The organism is Staphylococcus sp. GDB9P120P (genome assembly GCF_017893435.1).
In the GTDB taxonomy this organism is placed as follows: domain Bacteria; phylum Bacillota; class Bacilli; order Staphylococcales; family Staphylococcaceae; genus Staphylococcus; species Staphylococcus cohnii.
In genome coordinates, this window is record NZ_JAESNB010000007.1 from 14,532 (window position 1) to 41,528 (window position 26,997).

Annotated in this window: 28 protein-coding genes, 2 pseudogenes and 2 riboswitches; of the genes and pseudogenes, 17 read left to right on the plus strand and 13 right to left on the minus strand. The window is 33.3% G+C overall.

Annotated elements, in window-relative coordinates:
• The first annotated feature begins 113 nt into the window (after window positions 1-113).
• The 3 genes from KA856_RS04700 (at window position 114) to merA (ending at window position 2,426) form a co-directional block, all read left to right on the plus strand.
• The gene (locus KA856_RS04700) at window positions 114-518 is read left to right on the plus strand and encodes an SRPBCC domain-containing protein (protein WP_107383881.1); all 405 of its coding nucleotides are present in this window, start codon (window positions 114-116) and stop codon (window positions 516-518) included.
• Between the two features lie 164 nt (window positions 519-682).
• A complete protein-coding gene (gene hypR, locus KA856_RS04705; protein WP_107383848.1) occupies window positions 683-1,117 on the plus strand; it encodes a redox-sensitive transcriptional regulator HypR in 435 nt (144 codons plus the stop codon).
• Window positions 1,104-2,426, plus strand: a complete 1,323-nt coding sequence (gene merA, locus KA856_RS04710) for a hypothiocyanous acid reductase MerA (protein WP_107383849.1) — start codon at window positions 1,104-1,106, stop codon at window positions 2,424-2,426. The genes hypR and merA overlap by 14 nt, the downstream gene beginning before the upstream one ends.
• A gap of 104 nt (window positions 2,427-2,530) precedes the next feature.
• Here merA and KA856_RS04715 read toward each other — a convergent pair whose 3' ends face one another.
• On the minus strand, window positions 2,531-2,707 hold the full coding sequence (locus tag KA856_RS04715) for a hypothetical protein (RefSeq protein WP_181187406.1): 177 nt from the start codon (window positions 2,705-2,707) through the stop codon (window positions 2,531-2,533).
• Window positions 2,708-2,920: 213 nt separating this feature from the next.
• On the opposite strand from KA856_RS04715, the gene KA856_RS14000 reads away from it, so the two are divergent.
• A complete protein-coding gene (locus KA856_RS14000; protein WP_258230505.1) occupies window positions 2,921-3,055 on the plus strand; it encodes a hypothetical protein in 135 nt (44 codons plus the stop codon).
• Window positions 3,056-3,336: 281 nt separating this feature from the next.
• Here KA856_RS14000 and KA856_RS04720 read toward each other — a convergent pair whose 3' ends face one another.
• The gene (locus KA856_RS04720) at window positions 3,337-3,561 is read right to left on the minus strand and encodes a hypothetical protein (protein WP_107383850.1); all 225 of its coding nucleotides are present in this window, start codon (window positions 3,559-3,561) and stop codon (window positions 3,337-3,339) included.
• A gap of 259 nt (window positions 3,562-3,820) precedes the next feature.
• Window positions 3,821-3,918: riboswitch (guanidine-I (ykkC/yxkD leader) on the plus strand.
• 53 nt (window positions 3,919-3,971) lie between these two features.
• Here KA856_RS04720 and KA856_RS04725 point away from each other — a divergent pair.
• The 3 genes and pseudogenes from KA856_RS04725 to KA856_RS04735 all read left to right on the plus strand — a co-directional run bounded on the left by KA856_RS04725 (window position 3,972) and on the right by KA856_RS04735 (window position 5,428).
• Window positions 3,972-4,298: a DMT family transporter gene (locus tag KA856_RS04725; protein ID WP_107383851.1), complete on the plus strand. Its 327-nt coding sequence runs from the start codon at window positions 3,972-3,974 to the stop codon at window positions 4,296-4,298.
• Window positions 4,298-4,612, plus strand: coding sequence for a DMT family transporter (locus KA856_RS04730; RefSeq protein WP_107383852.1), 315 nt, complete (start codon window positions 4,298-4,300; stop codon window positions 4,610-4,612). Before KA856_RS04725 ends, KA856_RS04730 begins: the two co-directional genes overlap by 1 nt.
• Before the next feature lie 190 nt (window positions 4,613-4,802).
• Window positions 4,803-5,428: pseudogene (locus tag KA856_RS04735) on the plus strand (LysE family translocator).
• A gap of 101 nt (window positions 5,429-5,529) precedes the next feature.
• On the opposite strand, the gene KA856_RS04740 reads toward KA856_RS04735, so the two are convergent.
• Entirely contained in the window at window positions 5,530-5,895 is a 366-nt protein-coding gene (locus KA856_RS04740; RefSeq protein WP_107385945.1) for a DUF4870 domain-containing protein, read from the minus strand.
• 109 nt (window positions 5,896-6,004) lie between these two features.
• On the opposite strand from KA856_RS04740, the gene KA856_RS04745 reads away from it, so the two are divergent.
• Window positions 6,005-6,583: a histidine phosphatase family protein gene (locus KA856_RS04745; protein ID WP_107383854.1), complete on the plus strand. Its 579-nt coding sequence runs from the start codon at window positions 6,005-6,007 to the stop codon at window positions 6,581-6,583.
• Window positions 6,584-6,638: 55 nt separating this feature from the next.
• Here the strand turns inward: KA856_RS04745 and KA856_RS04750 are convergent, their stop codons facing one another.
• The 6 genes from KA856_RS04750 to KA856_RS04775 form a co-directional block, all read right to left on the minus strand.
• Window positions 6,639-6,854: a hypothetical protein gene (locus tag KA856_RS04750; protein WP_107383855.1), complete on the minus strand. Its 216-nt coding sequence runs from the start codon at window positions 6,852-6,854 to the stop codon at window positions 6,639-6,641.
• Between the two features lie 322 nt (window positions 6,855-7,176).
• Window positions 7,177-7,797: an NDxxF motif lipoprotein gene (locus tag KA856_RS04755; protein ID WP_107383856.1), complete on the minus strand. Its 621-nt coding sequence runs from the start codon at window positions 7,795-7,797 to the stop codon at window positions 7,177-7,179.
• A 271-nt stretch (window positions 7,798-8,068) separates the two neighbouring features.
• Window positions 8,069-9,592, minus strand: coding sequence for an alkyl hydroperoxide reductase subunit F (gene ahpF, locus KA856_RS04760; protein ID WP_210138532.1), 1,524 nt, complete (start codon window positions 9,590-9,592; stop codon window positions 8,069-8,071).
• A gap of 16 nt (window positions 9,593-9,608) precedes the next feature.
• On the minus strand, window positions 9,609-10,178 hold the full coding sequence (gene ahpC, locus KA856_RS04765) for an alkyl hydroperoxide reductase subunit C (protein ID WP_107383858.1): 570 nt from the start codon (window positions 10,176-10,178) through the stop codon (window positions 9,609-9,611).
• Between the two features lie 561 nt (window positions 10,179-10,739).
• Window positions 10,740-11,090 carry a helix-turn-helix domain-containing protein gene (locus tag KA856_RS04770; protein ID WP_107385943.1) on the minus strand — a complete coding sequence of 117 codons (351 nt, stop codon included), beginning with the start codon at window positions 11,088-11,090 and terminating at the stop codon, window positions 10,740-10,742.
• Between the two features lie 278 nt (window positions 11,091-11,368).
• Window positions 11,369-13,360: a catalase gene (locus KA856_RS04775; RefSeq protein WP_107505027.1), complete on the minus strand. Its 1,992-nt coding sequence runs from the start codon at window positions 13,358-13,360 to the stop codon at window positions 11,369-11,371.
• A 397-nt stretch (window positions 13,361-13,757) separates the two neighbouring features.
• Between KA856_RS04775 and nfsA the strand changes: the two are divergent.
• The 6 genes and pseudogenes from nfsA to KA856_RS13860 all read left to right on the plus strand — a co-directional run bounded on the left by nfsA (window position 13,758) and on the right by KA856_RS13860 (window position 18,601).
• A pseudogene (nfsA, locus tag KA856_RS04780) lies at window positions 13,758-14,512 on the plus strand (oxygen-insensitive NADPH nitroreductase).
• A gap of 75 nt (window positions 14,513-14,587) precedes the next feature.
• Entirely contained in the window at window positions 14,588-15,154 is a 567-nt protein-coding gene (locus tag KA856_RS04785) for a hypothetical protein (protein ID WP_107383882.1), read from the plus strand.
• Window positions 15,155-15,703: 549 nt separating this feature from the next.
• Complete coding sequence (locus KA856_RS04790; RefSeq protein WP_210138533.1) at window positions 15,704-16,738, plus strand: PTS sugar transporter subunit IIC; 1,035 nt, start codon at window positions 15,704-15,706, stop codon at window positions 16,736-16,738.
• 12 nt (window positions 16,739-16,750) lie between these two features.
• Entirely contained in the window at window positions 16,751-17,428 is a 678-nt protein-coding gene (gene sdaAB, locus KA856_RS04795) for an L-serine ammonia-lyase, iron-sulfur-dependent subunit beta (RefSeq protein WP_107383863.1), read from the plus strand.
• 12 nt (window positions 17,429-17,440) lie between these two features.
• Window positions 17,441-18,331 carry an L-serine ammonia-lyase, iron-sulfur-dependent, subunit alpha gene (gene sdaAA, locus KA856_RS04800; RefSeq protein WP_210138534.1) on the plus strand — a complete coding sequence of 297 codons (891 nt, stop codon included), beginning with the start codon at window positions 17,441-17,443 and terminating at the stop codon, window positions 18,329-18,331.
• Window positions 18,332-18,421: 90 nt separating this feature from the next.
• Complete coding sequence (locus tag KA856_RS13860) at window positions 18,422-18,601, plus strand: hypothetical protein (protein ID WP_107383865.1); 180 nt, start codon at window positions 18,422-18,424, stop codon at window positions 18,599-18,601.
• Window positions 18,602-18,733: 132 nt separating this feature from the next.
• Here the strand turns inward: KA856_RS13860 and KA856_RS04805 are convergent, their stop codons facing one another.
• The 4 genes from KA856_RS04805 to KA856_RS04820 all read right to left on the minus strand — a co-directional run bounded on the left by KA856_RS04805 (window position 18,734) and on the right by KA856_RS04820 (window position 23,058).
• Window positions 18,734-20,116 (minus strand): L-cystine transporter, encoded by a 1,383-nt coding sequence (locus tag KA856_RS04805; protein ID WP_210138535.1) that lies wholly within the window; start codon window positions 20,114-20,116, stop codon window positions 18,734-18,736.
• A gap of 466 nt (window positions 20,117-20,582) precedes the next feature.
• Window positions 20,583-21,611 (minus strand): hypothetical protein, encoded by a 1,029-nt coding sequence (locus KA856_RS04810; protein WP_107385938.1) that lies wholly within the window; start codon window positions 21,609-21,611, stop codon window positions 20,583-20,585.
• 121 nt (window positions 21,612-21,732) lie between these two features.
• Window positions 21,733-22,398 carry a hypothetical protein gene (locus tag KA856_RS04815; protein WP_107385937.1) on the minus strand — a complete coding sequence of 222 codons (666 nt, stop codon included), beginning with the start codon at window positions 22,396-22,398 and terminating at the stop codon, window positions 21,733-21,735.
• 246 nt (window positions 22,399-22,644) lie between these two features.
• Window positions 22,645-23,058 carry a general stress protein gene (locus KA856_RS04820; RefSeq protein ID WP_107383869.1) on the minus strand — a complete coding sequence of 138 codons (414 nt, stop codon included), beginning with the start codon at window positions 23,056-23,058 and terminating at the stop codon, window positions 22,645-22,647.
• A 227-nt stretch (window positions 23,059-23,285) separates the two neighbouring features.
• Window positions 23,286-23,388, plus strand: a riboswitch (purine riboswitch).
• A 248-nt stretch (window positions 23,389-23,636) separates the two neighbouring features.
• On the opposite strand from KA856_RS04820, the gene xpt reads away from it, so the two are divergent.
• The 3 genes from xpt to guaB are packed head-to-tail and all read left to right on the plus strand — an operon-like array spanning window position 23,637 to window position 26,987.
• On the plus strand, window positions 23,637-24,218 hold the full coding sequence (xpt, locus tag KA856_RS04825; protein ID WP_107383870.1) for a xanthine phosphoribosyltransferase: 582 nt from the start codon (window positions 23,637-23,639) through the stop codon (window positions 24,216-24,218).
• Window positions 24,215-25,483 (plus strand): xanthine permease PbuX, encoded by a 1,269-nt coding sequence (gene pbuX / locus KA856_RS04830; RefSeq protein ID WP_107385936.1) that lies wholly within the window; start codon window positions 24,215-24,217, stop codon window positions 25,481-25,483. Before xpt ends, pbuX begins: the two co-directional genes overlap by 4 nt.
• Before the next feature lie 37 nt (window positions 25,484-25,520).
• Complete coding sequence (gene guaB / locus KA856_RS04835; RefSeq protein ID WP_107383871.1) at window positions 25,521-26,987, plus strand: IMP dehydrogenase; 1,467 nt, start codon at window positions 25,521-25,523, stop codon at window positions 26,985-26,987.
• The last annotated feature ends 10 nt before the right edge of the window (window positions 26,988-26,997 follow it).

A 26,997-nucleotide genomic window follows, 5' to 3' on the forward strand; every position in this document is an offset into this window, starting at 1 on the left:
GTCTTTTTCTGTTCAGTTAATAATCGCTGAATCTCTTAAGACAATATAATTATATGTTCTTATTATTAGATGATTATAAAATGTTTAACTTTAAAAGAAAGGTTGTGGGCATTTTGGATATAGTAACTAAAATGCAAGTAAATGTATCTAGTGATCAAGTATTTGAAGCTTTTGTCAATCCAGAATATATCGGAGGATTTTGGTTTTCTTCTAGTTCTAAACGTTGGGAAGAAGGTAAAACGATTACTTTACGATACGAAGAGTATAATGCTGAAATCGATATTTTAATAGAAAGTATTGTTGAAAATGAATCAATTCATTTCAAGTGGGGCAATAATCATGTGACTATTGAATTGGATGGTGATGATAACCATACAATTGTAACTACTACAGAAAAAGATATTGAAGAAAACGATGTAGAACGTCTATTAGGTCAAAAAGAAGGCTGGGTATATATGCTTAGTTGTCTGAAATCATATTTAGAATATGGCAATAAAATAAGAGGTGCATTAATGTAACTGTCCAATAAGGATTGAAAGTGTGGCCAATGTTTAACATTGAACGCTCTTTCAATCTTTTTTAATACACATTGCAAATATCAAAACAAAACTTTTGCACAATATAGTTTAATGTGTTTAAATGTAACTATAAAAGTTTCAATTAAAAATAAAAGGTGATTTCTATGAATTTAGAATTCAATATAGCAGTTCATTTACTGACTTTTTTGCTAAAGCACTATGATGAGCGTTTTAGCAGCAATGAATTAGCAGAACGTATTTGTATTAACCCGGTTCAATTACGCAGGGTAACACGTAAGTTAAACCAACATCATTATTTAGAAACTTCAAGAGGTAAATTTGGAGGATATCAAGCTAATGATATGACAGCAAATGTTAATTTGTCTGAGTTATTTGTGATGTTTAAAGAAGACCGTTCGGAAGGGCGCTTATTTACTGGTGATGCAGGCAGTGACTGTGAAGTTTCAAGAGAAATAGGCAACACGATGTTTAAATTTCATCAAAAAGAAGAAGAGTTATTAATTCATTATTATCAAAATGTAACGATTAAAGATGTCTTAAATGAAACGATTAAGGAGGACAATTATGAAAAAATATGATTTATTAATTATTGGATTTGGTAAAGGTGGTAAAACTTTAGCGAAATTTGCGTCTGGCCAAGGAAAAAGTGTAGCTATAGTTGAAAAATCTCAAAAAATGTATGGTGGTACTTGCATTAATATAGGTTGTATTCCTTCAAAAACACTTGTACATGAAGGTTTAGCGCACGGGTCATTTGAACAAGCTTTTTCTAGAAAATACGATGTAGTAAATGCGCTAAACAATAAGAATTATCATAATTTAGCAGATGATGATAATATCAGCGTATTAGATTATACTGCAGCATTTAAGTCTAATAATGAAGTAGAATTATTAGATGAAAGTGGTGAGGTGCAAGAAACAATTACTGCCGAAGATATAGTGATTAATACAGGCGCACAACCAATTATTCCATCTATTGAAGGTATAGAAACATCACAACATTTATATGATTCTACTGGCATTATGGAATTGGCAACGCAACCTAAGCGTTTAGTTATTGTGGGTGGAGGTTATATTGCTCTAGAATTTGCTTCTATGTTTGCGAACTTTGATACACAAGTAACAGTTTTAGAGAAACATGATGATATTATGCCTAAAGAAGATAAAGATGTTGTGGCAGAAGTTAAAAAAGATCTTGAAAATAAAGGTGTTAATCTGGTATTCAATGCTGATACAGAGCGTTTTGAAGATAATGCATCTGGTACGACAGTACACACAACGAAAGGTAGCTATGAAGCGGACGCGGTATTGCTAGCCACTGGTCGTAAACCTAATACAGACTTAGGTTTAGAAAATACGGATGTTGAAATTGGCGAACGTGGAGAAATCAAAGTAAACCAAAACTTACAAACGAATGTGCCAAATATTTATGCATTAGGTGATGTTAAAGGTGGCATGCAATTCACGTATATTTCATTGGATGACTTCAGAATTGTAAAAGATCAATTATTTGGTAATAGCGAACGTACTACTGAAAATCGCGGTGCTGTGCCATACACTGTATTTATTGATCCGCCATTATCACGTGTAGGTTTAACAGCAGAAGAAGCCAAAGCGCAAGGTTATCAAATTTTAGAAAATGCAGTACCTGTAAACACAATTCCGCGTCATAAAATAAACAATGATACAAGAGGTTTGTTTAAAGCAGTAGTTAATAAAGAAACAAATGAAATATTAGGAGTTACTTTATACGGCTTACAATCTGAGGAAATTATTAACTTAGTAAAATTAGCAATTGACCAACACTTATCATATGAAGTATTAAAAGAAAATATTTATACACATCCTACAATGGTTGAATCATTTAATGACTTATTTAATATGTAAAGCAAATAGTTTTAACACTTATTAAAAAATGTCGAATCAAAAAGAGCAGGGTTAAGAAATCTGGTTTAATTGGATTTCTACCCTGCTCTTTTTTATATTATATGTTATATGATTGATCTAATAATCTGACCTATAAATCCGAAAATACCAATGATTAAACAAACAACGCCAAAGCTTACTAAACTTTGTTTTTTGCCGACACCTTCACTTTTTGGTGTGCGGTTATTTATGATGAGCAACACAATACCAACGATAATGAGTAATATTGAAACAATCCACATTTTGCGTCCCTCCTTACATTTATCGATAAAATAATAACACTTTTACTATATATTTACCCTGTTAACTACTAAAATTAACGCATTCCTTATTCTTTACACATAATATGTGATGTGACATCAAAAAACTATTTAAATATATTATAAATGATTATGTAATGTACGGGTATAGAAAGCTATGAAATAGATTGATAAACATAAATTTGAGGATGTAATATGAGGAGAATTGATCATACTTATGTATTGGATACAAATAAACTAGGAGACTTTATGAAAATGTTTCACTCAAATGGTTGGATTGGGCATAATAAGGATAAGATTAAAGCAGTTATGAATGCTGAACACATATAGTGATAGCAAAATATAATGGTAGTGTCGTAGAATCGGTTCGATATTTATCAGGCGGTGCTTTTAACGCGTCAATTTATGACAGTGTTCGTAGAATGATTATACAATTAGGTCGGTGTCGTGTGTACATTTAATTTCAACACATGGTGTAGAAAGGCTATATCAAAAATTAGGCTTTCAAAATTAAAAAGAAGTATGGCTATTTATACGAATCAAAAATTAAAAGATGAGTATACTGATTAATGTCTATCAGTTATACTCACCTTTTTGGTCGAGAATCTAGATTATAAAATATTGTGGCTCACATCCTCATGTGAATAGTTTTTCAATAAAGAACAACCTAGTGGATGATGACCATTGTCAACGTAATGGTTGATTTCTTCAAGTACATCTAAAATTTCATATTCTGGAGTATTTACATCAAACGTATATTTGAATACTTGTTTCTTGTCAGATAATACAGTAGCAACGAGTTCATTTTTTTGCATTTTGTAATTTAACAATTTCATAATAATCCCTCACTTTTATCAATATTTTGGTCTAGCTAACGGAAGTACTCAATTGAGAATAAGTTTCATTAACGACGCTATTACATTATAATTATTATAATGTAATCCTTATTATACATTAAAATACATAAAAAGTAGAGCGTTTTGGCCTAAAAATTAATTTAAAACGCTTTCTTTATAAGAATTAATATAATGTATTATAAAATGAAGCATCTGAACTTGAAGTTCTAAGTGTAATTTGATATGATCTCAATAATTGAATAAACCTTTCTAGGGTTCCACAACGATGGTGTTGGTTCGGTCCGAGAGAAAGGCACATATTTATATGTGACACGGAAGGATAAAAGCCTGGGAGATAGTATAGATAACTATCTCCCAGGCTTTTTTTAATTTTAAAGGAGGATTTTGATATGAATTGGTTGAAAATTGTTATTGCAGCCATCTTTGAAGTGGGCTGGGTGATTGGTTTAACTCATGCTTCATCAGTATTTGAATGGATTTTGACAGTTATTGCTATGTTTTTAAGTTTTTATCTTCTTATTGAAGCATCAAAAGTATTGCCAGTGGGTACCTCTTATGCAGTTTTTGTAGGACTTGGTACAACCGGCGTTACGTTATTTGATTTTATTTTCTTTGGTCAACCATTTAATCCAGGGAAAATAGTATTAATCATAACATTGTTGCTAGGTGTAATTAGTCTGAAATTAGTAACAACAAATGAAGGAGGGCGTTCATAATGGCTTGGATTTTATTGATTTGTGCAGGTGTATTTGAAATGCTTGGTATCACATTTTTGAATGCTTATGTACATAGTCGCAAATATAAATCGCTCGGTTGGATGTTAACATTCTTTGCAATTAGTTTTTTAACATTATCTATTGCTATGCAACAGTTGTCGATGAGTACTGCATATGCTGTATGGACCGGTATTGGTGCTGTTGGAGGAGCAGTTTTAGGTATGGTTTTTTATAAAGAATCAACGGATATTAAACGGATTATTTGTATTCTTGTTATATTGGGTAGCACGATTGGTTTGAAATTATTAAGCTAAAAACGAATTGATTTGAATCACAACAATTCATTTTCTGTTCCAAGCTTTTCAAATATTGACCAATGATCCAAATTTAAATTTAGTTCATCTATTATTTTCACTTTATAACAAACGGATGGTAAAAGATTTATTTCGTGTGTTGCGATACCGTGCGCATCTTGATAACATAATTAAGGTGGAGGTGCAGAAAATGGAAGGATTAGCCGCATTTATAACAATTACATTAATGATTATTATCGTTCCAGGACCTGATTTTTTCGTCGTGATGAAAAATTCGATCACTTCTGGTAAAGGTAATGGCGCAATGGCAGCATTGGGCATAACGACAGGCCATGTTGTTACTCTCTACTAGCGGTATTTGGTATTATTTTTATTTTGGCTAATATGTATTATGTGTTTTTATTGATTAAAATACTGGGCGCTTGCTATCTTATATATTTAGGTATCAAAAGTATTATTAGCGCACGTCAAAGTATGAATTTTTCAACCACACAAATGAAAGCACAACAAATAAGTTATTTAAGCTCATATAGACAAGGTTTCTTTAGTACCATTTTAAATCCAAAAGCATTACTCTATTACATAAGTATCTTGCCGCAATTTTTAAGTGCGGGCGATGGTGTTACAACACAAATAGCTGTGTTATCTGCGATTGTAACAACGGTTATTTTATTATGGTTTATTTTCTGTGTATATATTTTTCAATACATTAAATTACTTTTTGCAAACAGAAAGATTAAAGCTATTTTTGACTATACGGTAGGAGCAGTATTAATTGGTCTGTCGCTTAATTTATTATTTAGCAAAAGTAGTTAATCTAGATTTAACTAAAAACAGCTTGAGGAAGTCAAAACTTCCCAAGCTGTTTTTTAGCATATTTTCATGGCTATCTAATATTCAAAAACAAACGATTTATCTTAGGGGTTAAAATAAGCATTTTCAGAAATTAATACTTTGATGCCACGATAAACATTTTTAATCGTATACCAAATCGTGAGTATAATTAAAATCACTGCAAAAATAATCGTTATCACCATAATTGTTTGATGTTGTTGATTGATTAGCATACCACCTAAACTTGCAATGATAATAATAAATATTGGCCCTAAATATGTGATGATATGATAGAATATCGATTTAGCAGCATGTGTTGATGCTGGTTTGTCAGCAAAAATCCAAATGATGATGGGTAATATGATTGGTGCGAAAAATATACTAAAATAACTTACAGAAGCTAAGACACGTCCGGCTTGTGTATCTGATTTTAAAGGTTGTTCATTCATTTTGATCACCTCACATTTAAAGTAACAAAAATAAATCTTGTTTTATAGAAGTTATACCTCATCTAACAAAAATGTTACCTTATTTAAAAATGCAAAGGAGTACAAACATATGAAGTTATACTTAATTCGCCATGGTGAATCAAAATCAAATTATGATAAAAAAGAAGGAAATCATTATTTTTGTGGTCAATTAGACGTTCCATTAACTGAAAAAGGCGCTCGAGACGCACAATTATTACAACACCATTTTAATAAATTAAAAATTGATCATATCTATATGTCTGATTTAACAAGAACGAGACAGACTTATAATGCAATTTTTGATAAAGATATTCCGGCAAGTGTGACGACATTATTGAGAGAACGTTCTTTAGGTAAGTTTGAGGGCGGAAAAGTGAGTGAAATTGAACAAGATACTCAATTTGCAACATATTTTAACGGCGGTCCAAACAGTTCGTTTAGACACAGTTTTACTCAAAAAGCACCAGCAGGGGAAAGTTATGAAGATGTGTTACAACGTGTAGAATCATTCTTTAAACAAGAACTAGATACATCTTTAGATACGGTTGTAATCATTGCTCACCAAGTTGTAATTAGGTGTTGTTTCGTTTATTTAGGTTATGAAAATAAAATATCTGTGATAGATAAGAAAATAGAAAATTGTGTACCTTATGAAATTGAGCTATAGTATCAATAAAATCATGTATTAAAAAAACCTGAACTGTTTATCTACTCAGTTCAGGTTAATATTTTTTTGCTGCTGTTAAGCTATCGTGAAATCCTTGGAATACAGTGTTGATATTGTCTAAGAAACTACCAACAATAACTGCGAGTATGACGTAAGTAATACTTAAAGCAATAGATTTATATGAAATTACGCCATAAGTTTCTTTTTTCTCAAAGAGATTAAAAGCTATGAAGACAGCAGCCATAGCACCTAGTAAAATCGTAATTACCATAGTGCGACCTCCTTAAAAAAGTTTTCGGCTGTGCTCCTACGTTTACTATGTTCAATCTTATAACATAGGATAACAAATACTTCTCTGAGAAAAAAAGGCATATTATATTAAAAAACCTTACAATCGTGTAAGGTTTTTTACAAACATAAGTCAATATGAATCATATAATCTTAAGTAAGCGCTTAAAAGGCTTTATATTGCTGGAAATAGGTGATGTCATCATTTTGTAATGCATCATGTTTATTTTGATATCAATTTAAAGTGGATTTGATGATTATTCAAAAAATGTTCACAAATTCAAGTAGTTCCATAAAACTGTATTTTACTTATCTATTGCATCACTTTTAATACCCTTATCTTTAAGGAATTTTTTGATTTTTTCTTGTTTTTTACCATTTACGTTACCTGCATTTTCTGCGGGTACGTCTACTACGTTTAGCTTATTTTGAGGTTGATAGTTTACTTCTTCAATTTGTTTATCAGCATCTTTAATAGTGGTATTTAACGCTGTGAAATAGTTTATGATTCGATCAACATCGTCTTTATAACCTTTAGGTAGATGATTGTCTTTGACAAATTTTTTGAAACGTACGTCATTTTTAACCGCATTGTGTGATAAATTAGATAATCTTTTTGCTTGTGCATCAGTAATTTTAGTATCTGTACCGGTTTGTTTATCTAATTTATATTGTAATAAATATTTATTGTCGAGGATATCTGAATTAACATCCAGATATTTTTTAATCGCTTTGTTCATTTCCGCCTCGCTTATATTTTCTCCCTTTTTGTTAGTATCAAAGATATCATTTTCTGTAACTTTTTTTACATTTGAAGGGGCGTGTCTCTCACTGTGTTGCTTATCACCATTTGAATCGCCATTAGCACATGCTGTGAGTATCATAGTTAGCATGAGTACTAATGTTATAAGTATACTTTTTTTCATAAAACGTATTGCTCCTTTAATAATAGTCCGATTTATATATTAATTTATCTGCTTTTGAAATTATAACCTAAGACTATCATTTCAAGCTATTGATTGATATAGATGTCGTAAAGTTAAACGCACAATCTTTTGAACAAAATTTGAAAATTCGAGTCTATACGTTTCATACCAGTGAAAAAAGTCTCTACTATCACATAGAAGCTAAAACAACAAAAATAAAAAGGAGAACCAATTTGGTCCTCCTTTATAATCTATTTGAATAGGGAAGTGATTAGTGTCGAATAATATAATCAAATGCATTTAGTGCAGCATTTGCACCTGCGCCCATTGAAATAATGATTTGTTTATTACGATCGTCTGTGACATCACCTGCAGCAAATACTCCAGGGATGCTTGTAGCATTTTTACGATCAATGATTATTTCATTTGCTTGGTTTAATTCAACGTAATTTTCTAACCATTCTGTATTTGGAAGTAGTCCGATTTGTACGAATATGCCTTCCAATTCTATCGTGTGATCTTCACCAGTTGCTTTGTCTTGATATTTAAGACCAGTAACTGAAGTTTCACCTAATACTTCGGTTGTTTGTGCGTTTTTAATAATTGTAACGTTTGGTAAAGAGCTTAAACGTTCTTGTAATACGTTGTCTGCTCTAAGCGTAGCGTTACGCTCAAGTAGGGTAACATGTTCTACAATACCTGCTAAATCTATTGCAGCTTCAACACCTGAGTTGCCGCCACCAACAACAGCAACGTTTTTATTTTCAAATAGAGGTCCGTCACAGTGCGGGCAGAATGCCACCCCTTTATTAATAAGGGCTTCTTCACCAGGTACTTCTAACTTACGCCAGCGTGCACCTGTAGCAATAATAACAGTTTTACTTTGTAATTTAGCATCATTATCTAAAGTGATAACAATACCATTGTCTGTTTTTTCAATATCACTTGCTCTGACACCTGTCATGATATCCACATTATATTGTTTTACATGATCTTCAAGTGCAGATGAGAATTTAGGACCGTCTGTTTCTTTGACAGTAATAAAGTTTTCGATTGTTGCAGTATCATTGACTTGACCACCAATGCGATCAGCAACAATACCAGTGCGCAATCCTTTACGTGCAGTATAGATAGCGGCACTACCACTCGCAGGGCCACCACCAACGATTAACACGTCATAAGGATCTTTATCGTTGAATTCTGAAGGGTCTGCTTTACTACCTAGTTCAGATAATATATCTTGTACTGTCATGCGTCCATTGCCAAATTCTTCACCATCTAAATAGATAGCTGGCACTGCCATGATATCTTCAGATTCTTCTCTGAAAATAGCACCATCAATCATTGTATGAGTAATATTTGGGTTTAATAAACTCATTAAGTTCAATGCTTGAACGACATCAGGGCATTTTTGACAAGTTAAACTAATATAAGTTTCAAAATTGAGTGGGCGATCTAAAGCTTTAATTTGATCTATTACAGATTGTTCTTCTTTAGGTGCGCGACCACTTACTTGTAATAAAGCTAATACAAGTGAATTAAATTCATGACCCATAGGTAAACCAGCGAATGTAATACCTGTATCTTCGTCAGGTTTATCCACTGTAAAACTTGGGGTGCGTTTTAAGTCTTTCTCTTCAATTGTGATATGGGATGATGCTGCAGCAACTTCATCTAGCAACTCTTTTAGTTCTTTTGATTTATCATCTGTACCAAGACTTGCGCTTAGTACAACATCACTTTCCATTAATTGAAGTAATTGTTGTAATTGTGATTTTAGCTGATCATTAAGCATTCAAATCAATGCCTCCTTAGATTTTACCTACTAAGTCAAGACCAGGTTGTAATGTTTCTGAACCTTCTTCCCATTTTGCTGGGCAAACTTCACCTGGGTGTTGACGTACATATTGCGCTGCTTTAATTTTGTGTACTAATGTACTTGCATCACGGCCAATACCGTCTGCATTAACTTCAGCTGCTTGAACTACACCATCAGGGTCAACGATAAATGTACCACGTTGAGCTAGGCCAAGTTCTTCATCTAATACGTCAAAATTACGAGTGATTGTTTGTGAAGGGTCACCAATCATTGTATATTGAATTTTGTTAATCGCTTCAGAATGATCATGCCAAGCTTTGTGCACGAAGTGTGTATCAGTTGAAACTGAATATACGTTTACACCTAATTCTTGTAATTTATCATATTGATTTTGTAAATCTTCTAATTCAGTAGGGCATACGAATGAGAAGTCTGCTGGGTAGAAGCAAACGACACTCCAAGAACCTTTTAAGTTTTCATCAGAAACTTCGAAAAACTCATCTTTCTTTGGATCGTAAGCATTAGCTGTAAATGGTAAAATTTCCTTGTTGATTAAAGACATGTGAAACATCCTCCTATTTAATAACTTAGTGTTAGTTTAAGTATTATTGAATTAGATTATCATAATTTCTTAATTATAATAATTCTAATCTTTCGTTTACTATTATTGCATGTAGCTATCGTTTCGTCAACATTAGAACCTTCAAAGCACAATAGTTATAAATCGTGCTCGTTATTTGCATTGGAAGACAATAAAGTTGATTCAACTACATTCAAAAATGAAAGCATATACATTATTTGTATTTTCTTTCACACTCAATAAATAGCCTTCCTATTCTCAACTAAACATAAGAATTGAGAAGGGAGGCTATGAAAGTTTGATATGATGGGCTTATAAAAATTGTCACAAATTTGTGAATGCAATTACTGCTTTCGGAATTTGTAATGATAAGTGAATATTACATCATTCTTAATGATAATTCATAGATTTATTGTTCAACACTGTCATCGCATTTTTACATTTATTCAACGGTTTCATACTAAAAATAGATAACTGTATTTATTGAATGATTAAATTGCATAGAGTAATTATTTTAATTTTTGGAAGCATTGGTTTTTATAATCAAACAAACGACTGTACCATCCACCAAATAATAAACGCTACAGGGAAGAATAACCACCAATAGTTGGATAAAAATTCCCAACCATTCATAGGTCGATCTTTCTGATTAGAAACAGGTTGTTGATAGGTTTCAATAATCGTCTTTTTTAATGCTTTATCTCCTTTAATGAGTTCATCTAAAGACACGTCGAATAAATCGCTCATTTTAATGAGCATGTCAATACTAGGATAGACTTTGTTTAGTTCCCATTTTGAAATGCTTTGGCGTGAAATATTTAATATTTCTGCAAGTTCGTCTTGTGACCAATTTTTGAGTTCACGTTGTTCTTTGATTTGTGTTCCAATTTCCATAGTTATCACTCCTTTTATTTGAAATTAACTGTATAAACATGTAATGTCACGCACTTAATCGTTTCTTAGTGTGCAACTAGTGGTTGCGATTGCATATTTGGAGGTATTTTGGAATGAATAGAGCTTAAAATTAAATCTTTAAATATTTAGTATGTATTTACCCATATATACATAAAAAAGACGAGAAAGAAATTAAATTACAATGAAAAATTTCTTTCTCGCCCTTTTGTATAATTAAATATATCATTTAATGGACAAATGATTTTAATTTTATAAGTTTATCTGTCCCAATATCTTGCGCGTTCAAATGCTTGAACAATTGTTTGAGCATCATCTGAAATAAATACACCAGGTGCGTCCAAGTCTAGTTTTGCACTTGATAGTTTTTCTGATGCGGCTTGATTAACTACTAACGGTTTGTTGTGTTTGTAAGTGAGTTCAGCAAATGCCTCTGCATCAGGTGATAATTGTGTACCATCTGAAATTACAAATACACTATCAAATAATGTAGGGTGTGCAGTATCATACGTCTCAGTTATGCCGAAATCTTTAGTGATATCCTTGGGTTGCTTACCTACAAAAGCGTAGTTGAGTTTGTTGTCGACAAATGTTTTTGCGTATGATTTTAATGTTTCCTCATTTATTTCACCATTCACTAGTACTGCTACAGAATGTCCAGGTAACGGTATATCGAATTTTTCCATTGTTAACTTACTATCTTTTGCATCAGTTTGTACTTCTTCATTTTCTTCTGGAACTTCGACACCTACATTTGCTGCGACACGCTCTGCCAAAGTACGATCAACTTTGTTCAATTGATTTACTGCATTTTGTTTAACCATAGCTGATTTACATTTACCAATTTCAAATGAAAATCCGTCTACGGTATGGTCAAATTCAGGCTCTGTTAAACTGTTTAAATAAAGTTTAGCTTGACTGTAATAGTCTTTAAAGCTTTCACTACGTTTTTGTATTTTACGGCCTTCAACTTTTTCTTGATAATGTTCATAGCCGCCTTCTTCTTTAGGTGTTGTGTGAGGATCGTTATTGTTTAAAGCATTGTTGTGGTATGCTGTTTGTCCTTTGTGGATATTCATTTGATGCATAGCGTCTCTTTGATTGTTGTGTACTTCGTTAACTGGTCGATTAATTGGGATTTGATTAAAGTTTGGTCCGCCTAATCTTGATATTTGCGTATCTGTATATGAGAATAAACGTCCCTGTAATAGAGGATCGTTAGAAAAATCAATGCCAGGTACGATGTGACCAGGATGGAATGCGGCTTGCTCTGTTTCGTCAAAAACATTAGATACATTTTGATTCAACGTCATTTTGCCAACAATTTCAACTGGAACCTCATCTTCGGGCCATATTTTTGTTGGGTCTAAAATATCAAAATCAAAATCAAATTCTTGTTCTGGTCGTATGACTTGGAGACCTAATTCCCACTCAGGGTAGTCTCCCTTTTCAATTGCTTCATATAAATCTTTACGGTGGAAATCAATATCTTTACCAGATAAGATTTGTGCCTCATCCCATACCAATGATTCTAAACCTTGAACTGGCTTCCAATGGAATTTAACAAAATAGGATTGACCTTTACTATTAACTAAACGGAAAGTATGAACGCCAAAGCCTTCAATTTGTCTGAAATTTTTAGGGATTCCTCTGTCACTCATAGCCCAAACAGCCGTGTGCATTGTTTCTGGGTTTTGTGCGAAAAAGTCCCAAAATGTATCGTGTGCAGTGCCACCTTGAGGCATTTCATTGTGCGGTTCAGGTTTAACAGCGTGAATTAAATCTGGAAATTTAATAGCGTCCTGTATAAAGAAAACAGGTATGTCATTACCTACTAAATCAAAAATACCTTCATCTGTATAGAATTTTGTAGCAAAACCACGCACGTCTCTTACTGTGTCTGGAGAACCTTTTGACCCTTGGACAGTAGAGAATCTGACAAACACTGGGGTAGTCTTTTCAGGATGTGTTAAAAAGTCTGCAGAAGTGTATTCAGATAAGTCTTTGTAAACTTGGAATTCACCGTGAGCGCCAAAACCACGTGCATGTACGATTCTTTCAGGAATACGTTCATGGTCAAAGTGCATAATTTTTTCTCTAAAATGAAAATCTTCTAGTAAGCTAGGACCACGTTCACCAACAGTTAAGGTGTTTTCATCCTCGCTAACTTTAACACCATTATTCGTCGTCATTGCTTTATCGTCATTGTTTTTTTCTACATTTTTTAATTGTTCCTGTTTTTTGTTACTCAAATGAATTACCCCCTTATTACTATCGTTCCACATTAATGATTTTAAAAACATTTCAATTTTTGAATTAATTTTGAACATTATTATTTTTTTAACGAGGTATTTTACAAAACGCAAAAATGTTTGTGCTTATGCGAAGTCTGAGAGAAAAATTTTTAGAAGTATGTGTTGTATATTCATTTATGACATATGTGTGTTAAGATGACTTATTTTTTGAGTCACATAAACGTTACATTAGAGCTTTATTTTGTTCATATATTTTATGAATACCTAATATTTAATAGGGGATTAACATTTAATTAGAGTGAAAAAAGGGTAAACAAATAACAAGCAATTCATTACGAGCTTTGTTAACATTTAAATACTATAAACATTTACATAAAAGAGGAGCGGATAATACATGTCTGATTATGTATACAACTTATTGAAAAAACACCATTCAGTCAGAAGCTTTAAGGATGAACCTATTTCAGAAGAACATATTAAAAAATTAATTGAGGCGGGTCAAAGCGCTTCAACGTCAAGTATTTACAAGCTTATTCAATTATAGGCATAGATGATCCTGAAATTAAAGAAGACTTGAAAGAAGTCTCAGGTCAACCTTATGTGGTAGAAAACGGTTATTTATTTGTTTTTGTCATGGATTATTACAGACATGCAATTGTAAATGAAAATACTAAAAAAGATATGGCGACATCATTTGAATCAGCAGAAGGTTTATTGGTCGGCACGATTGATGCGACATTAGTTGCTCAAAATATTGCTGCTGCAGCTGAAGATATGGGATATGGCATGGTTTATTTAGGATCACTTAGAAATGATGTTGAACGTGTGCGTGAAGTTTTAGACTTACCTAAGCATACTTTCCCATTATTTGGTATGGCATTAGGTCTGCCAGCAGATGATGAAAATGGAAATCCTAAGCCACGCTTACCACTTGAAAATATCTTCCATCACAATAAATACGACAGCGATAAAGAAACGCAACGTAAAACATTGGTAGATTACGATGAAACCGTAAGTAAATATTATGCATCTCGTACAAATGGCGAACGTAATGAAACATGGTCGGAACAAATTTCTAATTTTATGAGTGCTAAGCAGAGACTAGATATGTTAGAACAATTGAATAAATCAGGTTTTATTAAAAAATAATTCACTGACAACTTCTGTTGCGTGTCATTTATGATGGATAGGCCATATCTAAGAAAGGGGTTGGTTATGTTGAGCATGTTTGATAAATTTTTTGGTAAGAAAACGCATGGAAATCATAAAGCTAATGAGCAATATATTTATTCTTCTAGCAGTAAACTAACCCCTCAAGAAGCTCAAGCTTATTGGGTGAAAATGGCCCAAAAGTTAGTTGTCGGAGCAATTAATTCCGTTGATCACACAGCAGAACGTATATTTATTCTTATTTCATTTAACGAAGATGATTCTACGATAGATATATTCTTCCAAATGGACGGCCAGTTAAGAATGTGGAATGATTTAGATAATCAAACGCATAAAAAAACCATATCTAATAGTTTAATTTCACAAGCACCGAATCTCGTGAAACATGTGAACTGTTTATATGATAGTGTTGATTTAACTCGGCTCGCATATTCACAGATTCAATATGAATTTGAAAGCAAGGCATGGTATTTACACGATATTAGTGAAGATAGTGCCGAAGCGCATCTAGACAAAAACCCTGCATTTTTAAAGTGGTTTGATGATGTATCGAATACGATTGACACCATTCCGTTAGATGGCAAACAGAAAATCACTTGGGGCCCCTTCAAACCAAGATAGCAAATATTAAAAAGTGACGATAAAATCATCTTTAATGAAATTATAGAAGAGACGTCGTTAAGAAAAATAATTAAGCATGAAACATTTTCATATTAAATAGAGTTATTAAGTTGATTAACTCAATATTGTCAATGCTTTAAGCGTTTGTAATTTCAACAGTTTGGCTTAAACAGTAAACGTCAATTTCTATTGTAACAATATAGAAATTGGCGTTTTTTTATGGAATTTTTGAGTTTGTTGCGCAATGACAGTGCTTAATATTTTATGATAATAAAGAAAATTCAAGTGTTTGTATAACTTTTAATAGCTTTTGAACGTATATCCAGGTTTAATGATTATTCGTTTTCATAAATCCATTAACTTAATATAATAATCAATTTGTTAAATTGTTTATTATATTATATAAAATTCTCTATTTTGTGAATTTATTCACAAATATTTCATAAAAGTCTGTTTTTTGCCATTGTAAGTGCTTTCACAAAGTTTTATGATGTGGTTGGAAATAAAAAAGTGATAGATATCAATGAAAATAGAAAGAGGTTTGAGGAAATGGATATTATTTTAGGTGTAGGAACGCTACTCATTGTTTTGTTAGCTATGACGCTATTTTTAAACTTTGCACCTTATGGTAAGAAAGGACTACAAGCATTATCGGGCGCTGCCTGTGCAACCTTCTTACCGCAAGCATTTTTAAGTTATGCCATTGGCGGTGTCTTTGACATTAAATTTTTGCAAGAGATTGGTGACTTAGCCGGTAGTTTAAGTGGTGTGGCAGTCGGCTTTCTTACTTGTTTAAAATTAGGTGTCTCGCCAGTTTTTGCCGTAATCGTTGGTTTAGTACTTCATGATTTTAAATTACTACCTGCTTTTTTAGCTGCTTATTTAGTTTTTTTTGCTATTAAATTTTTAGAAAAGAAAGTCCCTGAAGGCTTAGATTTAATTACTGTAATTTTATTTGCTCCTGCTGTTTCATTCCTTCTTGCAAGTATTATGAGCCCGGGTGTTATCGCATTATTAAAACAAATTGGTAGTGCCGTGACAGCTGTTGGTGATAACAATCCCTATGTCTTAGCAATTATTTTAGGTCTCATTATTCCTGTTACAGGTATGACACCACTTAGTTCTATGGTATTAACAAGTTTATTAGGACTAACTGGTTTGCCAATGGCAATTGGTGCACTGACATGTACGGGTAGCTCATTTGTCAATTTCATTATGTTTAAACAATTAAAAATAGGTAACGCTTCTAAAGCTTTTGCTGTTGCAGTTGAACCATTAACCCAAATAGATATTATTGCGAAGTATCCTTTACAACTCTATGGTACAAATGCGCTTATTGGTGTTGTAAACGCATGTATCGTCACATTTAGTGGATTAGTAATCAATGTGACAGGTATGGCGACGCCAATTGCCGGTGCTATTGTATTGTTTGGATTCAATGATCCAATTAGGTCTGTAATAACGATTGTTACAGTATCAATTACTAGTATTTTATTAAGTCTAGTTATAGGAAAAATGATTAATAAATTTAATATGACAAGCTTAAATTTCAATCTACCTAGAATGAAAAAACAGACAAATTAAGGAGAGAGAAGAATGGCAAGAAAACAAGATTATCAAAGTGCTTTTGATGTGATTGGTCCAATTATGATGGGGCCTTCTAGTTCTCACACGGCAGGTGCAGTAAAAATAGGTAATGCTGCACGCACAGTACTACAATGTGAACCTCAAAAAATTGTAATTCATTATTATGAATCATTTGCCTCCACGCACAAGGGGCATGGAACAGATTTAGCAATTATAGGTGGATCATTGGGTTTCAGTACATTTGATGAACGTATTAAAGACGCTATTTCATTTGCTGAAGCTCAAAATATTGATATAGAAATTATAGAAGAAACAAGTGCTAGCTTAGGTGAGCATCCTAACTGCGCATTAATTAAATTAGATGGCAACGAACGACATGTGGAAATTAATGGTATTTCAATCGGTGGAGGTACAATCAAGATTAAAAGTATTCACGTGGACGGTCTTTGTATCCTTATGCATCACGCATTACCTATTTTGGTTGTAGATGGAGCAGCCAATATTTCATTAATTAACCATTTGATTAATGACTTGATTGAGTATGAAGTAGATATTAATGAAGAGATAAAAACAATTAATGATGACAAGTGTTTATTGGCATTACACTTAAATAAAGCTTTAAATATAGATAGTTTAAGTAGGTTACGCGAGAAATATAAAGAATTAAATTTTTCATATATCTGTTAGAGGAGTGGCAATATGTATCATTCAATGCGAGAAATTATAGATTATGCAATGACGCACAACACAACATTTGCTGAAATGATGATTCGTGAGGAGATGGATTTAAAAGGGATTTCAAGGGATGAAGTTCGTGCATTAATGAAACAAAACCTTGATGTTATGAGAGAAGCTTTAGAAAAGGGACTTTCTGGAGAAGGCGTAAAAAGTGTTACGGGCTATACAGGACAAGATGCCGTGAAACTAGATCGATATAATGAGCATTACCATGCTTTATCTGGACATGATATGGTAGAAGCTTTAAAAGGCGCAATATCGACAAATGAAGTAAATGCTGCGATGGGAATCATTTGTGCAACGCCAACTGCTGGTTCATCAGGTACAATACCAGGAATACTATTCAAGTTAGAAAAGACACATGGATTAACACAAGCACAGATGATCGACTTTTTATTTGCAGCCGCACTATGTGGCAAAATCATCGCAAACAATGCAAGTGTTGCGGGTGCCATTGGTGGCTGTCAGGCAGAGGTGGGATCAGCATCCGCAATTGCAGCAGCGGCAGCAGTTGAGATATTTAGTGGAACACCTGAAGAAAGTGGTCATGCGATGGCTTTAGCTATCAGTAATTTATTAGGATTGGTTTGTGATCCTGTGGCAGGGTTGGTTGAAATACCGTGTGTTATGCGTAATGCTATAGGTTCAGGTAACGGACTAATTTCAGCTGATTTAGCATTAGCGGGAATAAAAAGCAGAATACCAGTTGATGAAGTGATAGAGGCGATGGATAGAGTAGGACGTAACTTGCCAGCATCGTTAAGAGAAACTGGATTGGGAGGTCTAGCTGGAACGCCTACTGGAGAAGCGATAAAGAAAAAGATATTTGGAGAAACAAGTGTTGAAACTTAAATAACTAAGGACATATAAATTACTAGCATAAAAAATTGAATTGAAAAAATACATGTTTCCCACTAAACTGAATTAAAAGAGGTGGGAGACATGTTACTGAAGCTAGGGCTTATTTTTATTGTGTTTGTTATAAATAGTATCGTAACGTATTACTTAACTACAGACGGTACATGGGTCAACCTATTGTTGAAATCATTGTCGCTAAGTTTGATTATTGTCTTTATTTATAATTACGTAAAACTAATGATAACGATAAAACGACAAAAATAGTAATATGATTAAAATAGAATTGAAAATATATTGAAAGTATAGAAATGAAAAAAGGTTGGAACGACAAGCGTTCCAACCTTTAATTACATTTATAAAAGATATCCAAAGTTCATAGTATGTGTTGTCTTGTTATTATGAACTTGTGATTTCACCGTATTCTTTTGAATGATAAGTGTCAGTATCTAAGTTGTTTGTCAATTTAGCTGTACCTGTACCAGCAAGCATAGAGTCGTTAACATTTAATGCAGTACGGCCCATATCGATAAGTGGTTCTACTGAAATCAGCACACCAGCTAATGCAACAGGTAAATTTAAAGTAGATAATACAATGATAGAGGCGAATGTTGCGCCACCACCAACACCAGCAACACCAAATGAACTAATCACGACAATGCCGATGACAGATAATATAAATTGTAAATTAACTTCAACACCAGCTGCTGGTGCTACCATTATTGCTAACATTGCTGGATAAATACCAGCACAGCCGTTTTGACCAATAGAAAGACCAAACGAAGCTGAGAAGTTTGCAATACCATCCGGTACACCTAAACGATTTTTTTGAGTTTGGACATTGAGTGGTAATGAACCAGCACTTGAACGAGAAGTAAATGCAAATAACAATACTTCAGATGTTTTCTTAACAAATGTAACAGGGTTTAGTCCCATACCAGTTACAATGAGTAAGTGAATGATATACATTACAATTAATGCCGCATAAGATGCGATAACAAATTTACCTAACGTCCATATTGCACCAAAATCACTAGTCGCGATTGTATTCGCCATTATAGCTAAAATACCATATGGTGTTAGACGTAGTACAAATGTCACAATCGCCATAACGATATTATAAATTGCATCGATACCACGTTTAAGTAAATGACCGCTTTCTGGTTGTTTACGCATAACGCGTAAGAATGCAAAGCCAACAAACGCAGCAAAGATTACAACAGCGATTGTTGATGTTGTACGTTGACCAGTGAAATCTAAGAATGGGTTACTTGGTAATAATTCTAAGATTTGTTGTGGTAGCGTGTTCGCTGTCATATCCTTAGCTTGACTTGCGAGTTCACTACCTCTTGAGCTTTCGGCACTACCTAAATCAATTGTAGATGCGTCTAAACCAAAGACAAGTGCTGAGATAATACCGATAATTGCTGCAATTGCTACAGTCCCAATTAAGAAAATGAAGATATAGATGCCAATTTTAGCAAATTTTTCTCCAATATTAATTTTAGTAAATGCTGAAACGATTGAAATAAAGATTAAAGGTATAACAATCATTTGTAAGAATGAAATATAGCCATCTCCAACTATACTAAACCAATCTGTGGTTTGTTTAGTGACCTTTGAGTCCACACCGTATATTAAATGAATAGCAATTCCAAAGACAATCCCCATGCCTAATGCTGTAAAGACACGTTTAGGAAATGAAACATGTCTTCTTGCCATTACATATAATCCGATAAGGAAGGCCGCAAAAATAATGATGTTTAAAATTGTTAGTAACATAAAAACAAGACCTACACTTTCTATTATTTAATTTATTTTGTTAAATCCGATACGCATACTAAGGATAGTAGCAAAACGAATAATATTCAAGTCAATTACTCAAAAAAATTATGAAATTTACATGACTTTATTTTTGAAACAGAATTGGAGAAGCTATAAACCTAGGTAGGGTGTGGTGTCAAGGCGTTTGTGGCTAAATTAATTAGCAATACAGCTAAGATGAAATTAAGGGGAATTTTGATTTAGAAATGCTGGTGGCCATTCTTAGAAGGGATTCGATTCGAGCAATATGATAGTTAAACGAGGATTTAATAAGTCGTAGTAGCCCTGAATATTAGGAAAATAGTTACACAACAAGCTACGAGATTTCATGCAAAACAAAGAAACGTCAATTTCTATACTATTTCAATAGAAATTGACGTTTCTTTTTAACCAAAAGCTTTTATGCCTTGGAATCATCTGTCACTTATAAATTAAAGAGGCGTGCGAAAAATCCTTTACGTTCTTCTTTGTGCTCTTCTTTAGCAAGTGGCGAAGCGTATGAAGTAGCCTCTTGAGATGCATTTGATTGCTGTGAATCTGACTCATTTGTAGTAGATGACGCTGATGCGTCTTCTTTATTATTATCTGTTTGTTGCTCAACTTCAGAAGTTTCTTTGTGAGTACCTGATTCAACAGGGGCATCTGATTTATCAGCCGTGTTTGCTTTGGAAGTTTGTTTTTCAGCTTCTGAATTTGCTGATTGTGCTGTAGGTTGTTCACTAATTTGTGTGATTTCTTCATCAACAGTTTCTGCTGATACATTTTCAGAAACTTCATTTGTATGAGGATCTGTTGTGTCAGCCATTTTTTCAGGTGTTACTTTAGTATTAGCTTGTTCAGTTGTATTTTCAGTGAACGCATTTGCGTCGTTATCTGTTGAACTTTGATTTGTATACACATGCTCAGATTCGACATTAGATTTCACAAGTTCAGTTTGTTCTTTTTGAGAATCTTGAATGACACTTTGTGTAGATTTAATTTCGTCTGTAGATGATTGAATTGCTTTAAGTGATTCTGTATTTTCTTCTAATTTAGAAGTAATCTGATTTTGCATTTTATGCAATTCTTGCTGTTGTTGGTGTACTTGATTAATCATTTGTCCTAGCATTTGGCGCTCGTCACGCATATTTTGAATTTCAGTACGTAAGTCCTCTACGAGTAGAGATACATTTTGGTCTGAAGGTAGATTGTTGTCATCTTCTTTGACTAACACCTGTAGAAAATCTTTTTCCTTTTCGAGTTCTTCAAAAGCTAAATCATAGCTATTTGTCTGTTTAACTTTTTCAGCAATATCTTGGAAGAGTTCAATATCCTCTTCTTGGAAATCTGTAGCTTCGCGGCCACGATATTCAGTTTTACTAAGTTGATAACCGCGTTCTTCTAAATGTTGAACGATTTTACGGACTTGCTTTTCACTTAGCTCAACACGTTGTGCAAATTCTTTAGTTAACATAGAAATGAGTCCTTTCATAAATGATTTTATGTATACGGACGTTTGTCTTCGGTTAGTGAAACGTCAGTCTTACCTCTATGTTAGTCTAAACTGTTTTAACAGTGATTTCAAGTGGTGTACACTATGATTTACGTAAATCCATTTCTTCTAACAGTGGGTAAATAATACTTCTAGAAATTCTATTTGCAAATACATACTTTAATATATAGTTTGATTTAATACATGGTCCATATATGTCTTTTGTCAGTTCTATATTAGATTTGATAAATAAATCTTTCGGTGATCCCTCTGAATATCCATTTAAATTTGGGGCTAGATAATCTAAATCATATTGCTTTTCAAAGCCATGACTAAATAAAAATTCACGTCTATTACTGAGCACTTGTTGCTCATCTTCTGAAACAAGTTCTGGTTCTTTCGGTACCTCTAGCATAATAAAGTTTACATCGTGTTCATGTAATTGATTGGATAAATAATTAATTTCCTTTTCAATACGTGCCAAAGTATTTGTAATTAATTCATCGTGATCCGGTTGATCATTTGCAATCAGATAGATTAAAAATGCAGAATTTGTCGTCGCTTCATAATGTGCAGTTGCTAAACTAACAACTTTATCTGACTGTAAGCCTACTAAAAAGATATAGTCATCTTTGGTATGTTCATTTTTTAAAGATTGTTTAAATATTTGTTCATCTTCAGATAAATCAATGTCAAATTGTCCATCGTATAGTTTTAATGCTGCTTTAAATAATGGATCATCAATTGATTTGATAGTCTTAAAATCCATGAATAGATGCACCCCCAATAATAATGCGTTTATTATAACATAGTAAATTAATGGAAATCAGTGAAAATATTGTATGTATCATTTGTAATAGAAATAAAATAGGAGCGAGACAGAAACCACAAAATACATAGTGATTTTCTGTGTTCGCTCCTGATAAAGGTTGTCTATATGTTAAGCAATAATTTGAAAGTATGTTGTGACCATTTTTAAATAATTACATTAAATCACAATTTGATTAAGCGAAGATTAGGATTTTGGTCCGTTTGTTTCTTCTGCGTAATGCTTATCTTCAACAGTATTACGTGCATATGCAGCGTTTGCTTCTTGAACTTCTTCATGAGAAGAGTTATCTCTAGTTGCAACAACTAGAAAGTTATTATCAAGAAGTTCTTTTTTATAACGTTCTTTGTCATAATCATTAATATCGTAATAAGCTAAAACAGTTTCTTCACCGTCTTCTCCAGTTAAAATTTTTGCCATTTTGTCACTGAATGAACCACTCGTTGCTGTTAGGTTTACTTCAGAATCATGTAACTCATCAAAATGAAGTTTTGTCTTACTTAATACTGAAATTTCAGATTCAACATATCCTTCTGACAATTTTTGTTGGATAGTTGGTAGTATTTCATCTTTGCTTTGTACAATTGTAAAATCAGCCATTGTCTTGTCCCTCCGTCCACTTTTCTATTGTTTATCTAATACTTTCCCTATTAACCACTAGGTAAAACGAATATATTTTTATTATATAATGAAGTGACGTATCTGACAATCTTGATTTTAAAGTAAAGAAAACGGTTACTAGAAGCGTTGGTTATTATTAAATCTCTTTATTTAAAGCGCTTACTTATAATGTTCGTATTGAAAATCATGCTGAAATTTGCTATCATCAGTTAATAATTTATCTAACTCATATAATCTAGAGGATATGGCTCTAGAAGTTTCTACCATGTTGCCATTAACGACATGACTATGGGTAACCAATACAATACAAAAAGCATTCAACTCCAATCGTTTTAAAGCTTTATTAGGGAAATGAAGTTATACATATAATCTTCTAAAACAATTGTAGTGTTTTCAATTTTTACATAATTAGGGAAATGAATGTTGAAGACTTAATTTGCAACGTACATGTTGTAAGTTAAACATCAGTTCTTTATAGTATTGCACGTTCACTCATAGATCCTGAAACTAAGTTAGTTTAGGATTTTTTTTGTATAAAAAATGAGGAGGTTTTTTGAGTGGATTTGTTAAAACGGAAAGTTGAGGCAGACGGTGTCGTCATTGATGAGAAAATTTTGAAAGTAGATGGGTTTTTAAATCATCAAATAGACGCAAAGCTGATGCACGACGTAGGACTAACGTTTTATAATCAATTTAAAGATGAAGGGATTACTAAAGTATTAACGATTGAGGCATCTGGTATTGCACCAGCAATCATGGCAGCAATGCACTTTGATGTGCCGTGTTTATTTGCTAAAAAAGCAAAGCCTAGCACGTTAACGAAAAATACTTATCAAGCTGATATCCATTCATTCACTAAAAATACGACGAGTACTGTAGTGGTTTCAGATGAATTTTTAGACGAAAATGATCGCGTATTAATCGTCGATGATTTCTTAGCAAATGGTGATGCATCATTAGGTTTAAATGAAATTGTTCAACAAGCCAATGCTGAAACTGTTGGCATAGGTATTGTAGTTGAAAAGAGTTTCCAACCAGGCAGAGAACGTTTAGAAACAGCAGGATTGAAAGTATCGTCTTTATGTAAAGTTGCTTCTCTAAGTGGTAACAAAGTGACATTTTTAGAGGAACAATCATGAAGGCATTCATCTTAAGTTTACAACATCTATTGGCGATGTATGCAGGCGCTATACTCGTACCAATTATTGTAGGGACAAGCCTAGATTTTACTCCAGAACAAATTGCCTTCTTAGTCACTGTTGATATTTTCATGTGTGGTGTAGCCACATTTTTACAAGTTTGGAAAGGTACAGGCACTGGGTTGCCCATTGTCTTAGGCTGTACATTTACAGCCGTTGCACCGATGATTTTAATCGGGCAAACTAAAGGTATCGGTGATTTATACGGTTCCCTTTTCTTATCAGGTATATTAGTTGTCATCATTGCTCCATTTTTTTCATATTTAGTTAAATTCTTTCCACCAGTTGTGACAGGCAGTGTCGTTACAATTATAGGTATCAATTTGATGCCAGTAGCGATGAATTATTTAGCAGGTGGAGAAGGTGCTAAAAATTTTGGTGATGCCAAAAACATTTTACTTGGTGTAATTACATTAATAGTCATATTAATTGTGCAACGTTTTACAACAGGTTTCTTAAAATCAATTGCCATATTGATTGGCTTAATTGTAGGTACTGTATTAGCGTCAATATTTGGCATTGTTGATGTGAAACAAGTTGGTGAAGCACATTGGTTTTCATTACCACAACCATTCAGATTTTCAACATTCAGCTTTGATTTTGGTGCAACTTTAGTATTCTTTATTGTTGCATTAGTCAGTCTGATAGAATCAACAGGTGTTTACCATGCATTAAGTGAAATTACAGGTAAGAAATTGGAGAGAAAAGATTTTCGTAAAGGTTATACTGCTGAAGGTATCGCGATTATCTTAGGATCCATTTTTAATGCGTTCCCGTATACCGCTTATTCTCAAAATGTGGGATTAGTATCTTTATCTGGTGCTAAAAAGAACAAAGTTATCTATGGCATGGTTATCTTGCTTATTATTTGTGGATGTATCCCTAAATTGGGTGCCTTAGCAAATATGATTCCATTACCAGTATTAGGTGGTGCGATGATAGCAATGTTTGGCATGGTTATGGCATATGGTGTTAGTATATTAGGTAATATTAATTTCAAAAATCAAAATAATTTGTTGGTAATCGCGGTATCAGTTGGACTAGGAACGGGTATAAGTGCAGTACCTCAAGCGTTTCAAGCTTTAGGAGACCAATTCGCATGGCTAACTCAAAATGGTATTGTACTCGGTGCTATTTCAGCAATTGTTTTGAATTTCTTTTTTAACGGCATTAAGAATCAACAAAACATAGAAACTATGGAATAATGGAGCTATAAAACAAATATTAGGAGGCTGTATTCATATGTGGGAAAATAAGTTTGAAAAAGAATCTTTAACTTTTGATGATGTGTTATTGTTACCAGCAGAATCAGATGTATTGCCGAAAGAAGTAGACTTAAGTGTTCAATTATCAGAAGGTATTAAATTAAATATCCCTGTTATTTCAGCAGGTATGGATACTGTAACTGAATCCAAAATGGCGATCTCAATGGCTAGACAAGGTGGTCTAGGTGTTATTCATAAAAATATGAATATTGAAGATCAAGCAGATGAAGTTCAAAAAGTTAAACGTTCAGAAAACGGTGTTATTTCAAACCCATTCTTCTTAACGCCAGAAGAAAGTGTGTATGAAGCGGAAGCATTGATGGGTAAATATCGTATTTCAGGTGTACCTATTGTAAACAATGAAGAAGAGAGAACATTAGTCGGTATTTTAACAAACCGTGATTTACGTTTTATTGAAGATTTCTCTATTAAGATTTCAGATGTTATGACTAAAGAAAACTTAATTACAGCACCTGTAGGCACTACTTTAGATGAAGCTGAAGAACTATTACAGCAACATAAAATAGAAAAATTACCGTTAGTTAAAGATGGTAAATTAGAAGGTTTAATCACAATCAAAGACATTGAAAAAGTACTTGAATTCCCCAATTCTGCTAAAGACAAACTTGGCAGATTGCTAGTAGGTGCAGCAATTGGTATCGCAAAAGATACGGATATTCGCGCTGAAAAATTAGTTGAAGCGGGTGTAGATGCCTTAGTTATTGATACAGCTCATGGACATTCTAAAGGCGTTTTAGAACAAGTTAAACACATTAAAGAAAAATTCCCACAAGTAACATTAGTTGCCGGAAACGTGGCAACTGCTGCAGGCACTAAAGCTTTATATGAAGCAGGTGCAGATGTTGTCAAAGTAGGTATCGGACCTGGCTCAATTTGTACGACTCGTGTTGTTGCTGGTGTAGGTGTACCACAAATTACAGCTGTATATGACTGTGCAACAGAAGCACGTAAGCAAGGAAAGTCTATTATTGCTGATGGTGGTATTAAATTCTCAGGAGACATTATCAAAGCGTTAGCTGCAGGTGGACATGCTGTGATGTTAGGTAGCTTACTTGCAGGTACTGAAGAAAGTCCTGGTGCTACAGAAGTATTCCAAGGTAGACAATATAAAGTATATAGAGGTATGGGCTCATTAGGTGCAATGGAAAGTGGTTCTAACGACCGTTATTTCCAAGAAGATAAAGCTCCTAAAAAATTCGTCCCTGAAGGTATTGAAGGTCGTATTGCTTACAAAGGTCCATTACAAGATACGATTTACCAACTTATGGGCGGTGTGAGATCAGGCATGGGCTACACTGGTTCAAGAAACTTAGAAGCATTAAGAGAAGAAGCACAATTTACACGTATGGGACCTGCTGGTTTAGCAGAAAGTCACCCACATGATGTGCAAATTACAAAAGAATCACCAAATTATTCATTCTAAGTTAAAGGAG

Bases quoted from the DNA above. Each gene is read 5' to 3' on its own strand.
- KA856_RS04805 (WP_210138535.1), bottom strand. From the start codon at position 20,116: ATGTTACTAACAATTTTAAACATCATTATTTTTGCGGCCTTCCTTATC.
- KA856_RS04770 (WP_107385943.1), bottom strand. From the start codon at position 11,090: ATGGAAATTGGAACACAAATCAAAGAACAACGTGAACTCAAAAATTGG.
- KA856_RS04745 (WP_107383854.1), top strand. From the start codon at position 6,005: ATGAAGTTATACTTAATTCGCCATGGTGAATCAAAATCAAATTATGAT.
- pbuX (WP_107385936.1), top strand. From the start codon at position 24,215: ATGAAGGCATTCATCTTAAGTTTACAACATCTATTGGCGATGTATGCA.
- sdaAB (WP_107383863.1), top strand. From the start codon at position 16,751: ATGGCAAGAAAACAAGATTATCAAAGTGCTTTTGATGTGATTGGTCCA.
- KA856_RS04755 (WP_107383856.1), bottom strand. From the start codon at position 7,797: ATGAAAAAAAGTATACTTATAACATTAGTACTCATGCTAACTATGATA.
- KA856_RS04715 (WP_181187406.1), bottom strand. From the start codon at position 2,707: ATGTGGATTGTTTCAATATTACTCATTATCGTTGGTATTGTGTTGCTC.
- KA856_RS04750 (WP_107383855.1), bottom strand. From the start codon at position 6,854: ATGGTAATTACGATTTTACTAGGTGCTATGGCTGCTGTCTTCATAGCT.
- KA856_RS04810 (WP_107385938.1), bottom strand. From the start codon at position 21,611: ATGTTAACTAAAGAATTTGCACAACGTGTTGAGCTAAGTGAAAAGCAA.
- KA856_RS14000 (WP_258230505.1), top strand. From the start codon at position 2,921: ATGAGGAGAATTGATCATACTTATGTATTGGATACAAATAAACTAGGA.
- hypR (WP_107383848.1), top strand. From the start codon at position 683: ATGAATTTAGAATTCAATATAGCAGTTCATTTACTGACTTTTTTGCTA.
- KA856_RS04820 (WP_107383869.1), bottom strand. From the start codon at position 23,058: ATGGCTGATTTTACAATTGTACAAAGCAAAGATGAAATACTACCAACT.
- KA856_RS04815 (WP_107385937.1), bottom strand. From the start codon at position 22,398: ATGGATTTTAAGACTATCAAATCAATTGATGATCCATTATTTAAAGCA.
- KA856_RS04790 (WP_210138533.1), top strand. From the start codon at position 15,704: ATGGATATTATTTTAGGTGTAGGAACGCTACTCATTGTTTTGTTAGCT.
- KA856_RS04720 (WP_107383850.1), bottom strand. From the start codon at position 3,561: ATGAAATTGTTAAATTACAAAATGCAAAAAAATGAACTCGTTGCTACT.
- ahpC (WP_107383858.1), bottom strand. From the start codon at position 10,178: ATGTCTTTAATCAACAAGGAAATTTTACCATTTACAGCTAATGCTTAC.
- ahpF (WP_210138532.1), bottom strand. From the start codon at position 9,592: ATGCTTAATGATCAGCTAAAATCACAATTACAACAATTACTTCAATTA.
- KA856_RS04730 (WP_107383852.1), top strand. From the start codon at position 4,298: ATGGCTTGGATTTTATTGATTTGTGCAGGTGTATTTGAAATGCTTGGT.
- KA856_RS04725 (WP_107383851.1), top strand. From the start codon at position 3,972: ATGAATTGGTTGAAAATTGTTATTGCAGCCATCTTTGAAGTGGGCTGG.
- merA (WP_107383849.1), top strand. From the start codon at position 1,104: ATGAAAAAATATGATTTATTAATTATTGGATTTGGTAAAGGTGGTAAA.
- KA856_RS04740 (WP_107385945.1), bottom strand. From the start codon at position 5,895: ATGAATGAACAACCTTTAAAATCAGATACACAAGCCGGACGTGTCTTA.
- guaB (WP_107383871.1), top strand. From the start codon at position 25,521: ATGTGGGAAAATAAGTTTGAAAAAGAATCTTTAACTTTTGATGATGTG.
- KA856_RS04785 (WP_107383882.1), top strand. From the start codon at position 14,588: ATGTTTGATAAATTTTTTGGTAAGAAAACGCATGGAAATCATAAAGCT.
- sdaAA (WP_210138534.1), top strand. From the start codon at position 17,441: ATGTATCATTCAATGCGAGAAATTATAGATTATGCAATGACGCACAAC.
- KA856_RS13860 (WP_107383865.1), top strand. From the start codon at position 18,422: ATGTTACTGAAGCTAGGGCTTATTTTTATTGTGTTTGTTATAAATAGT.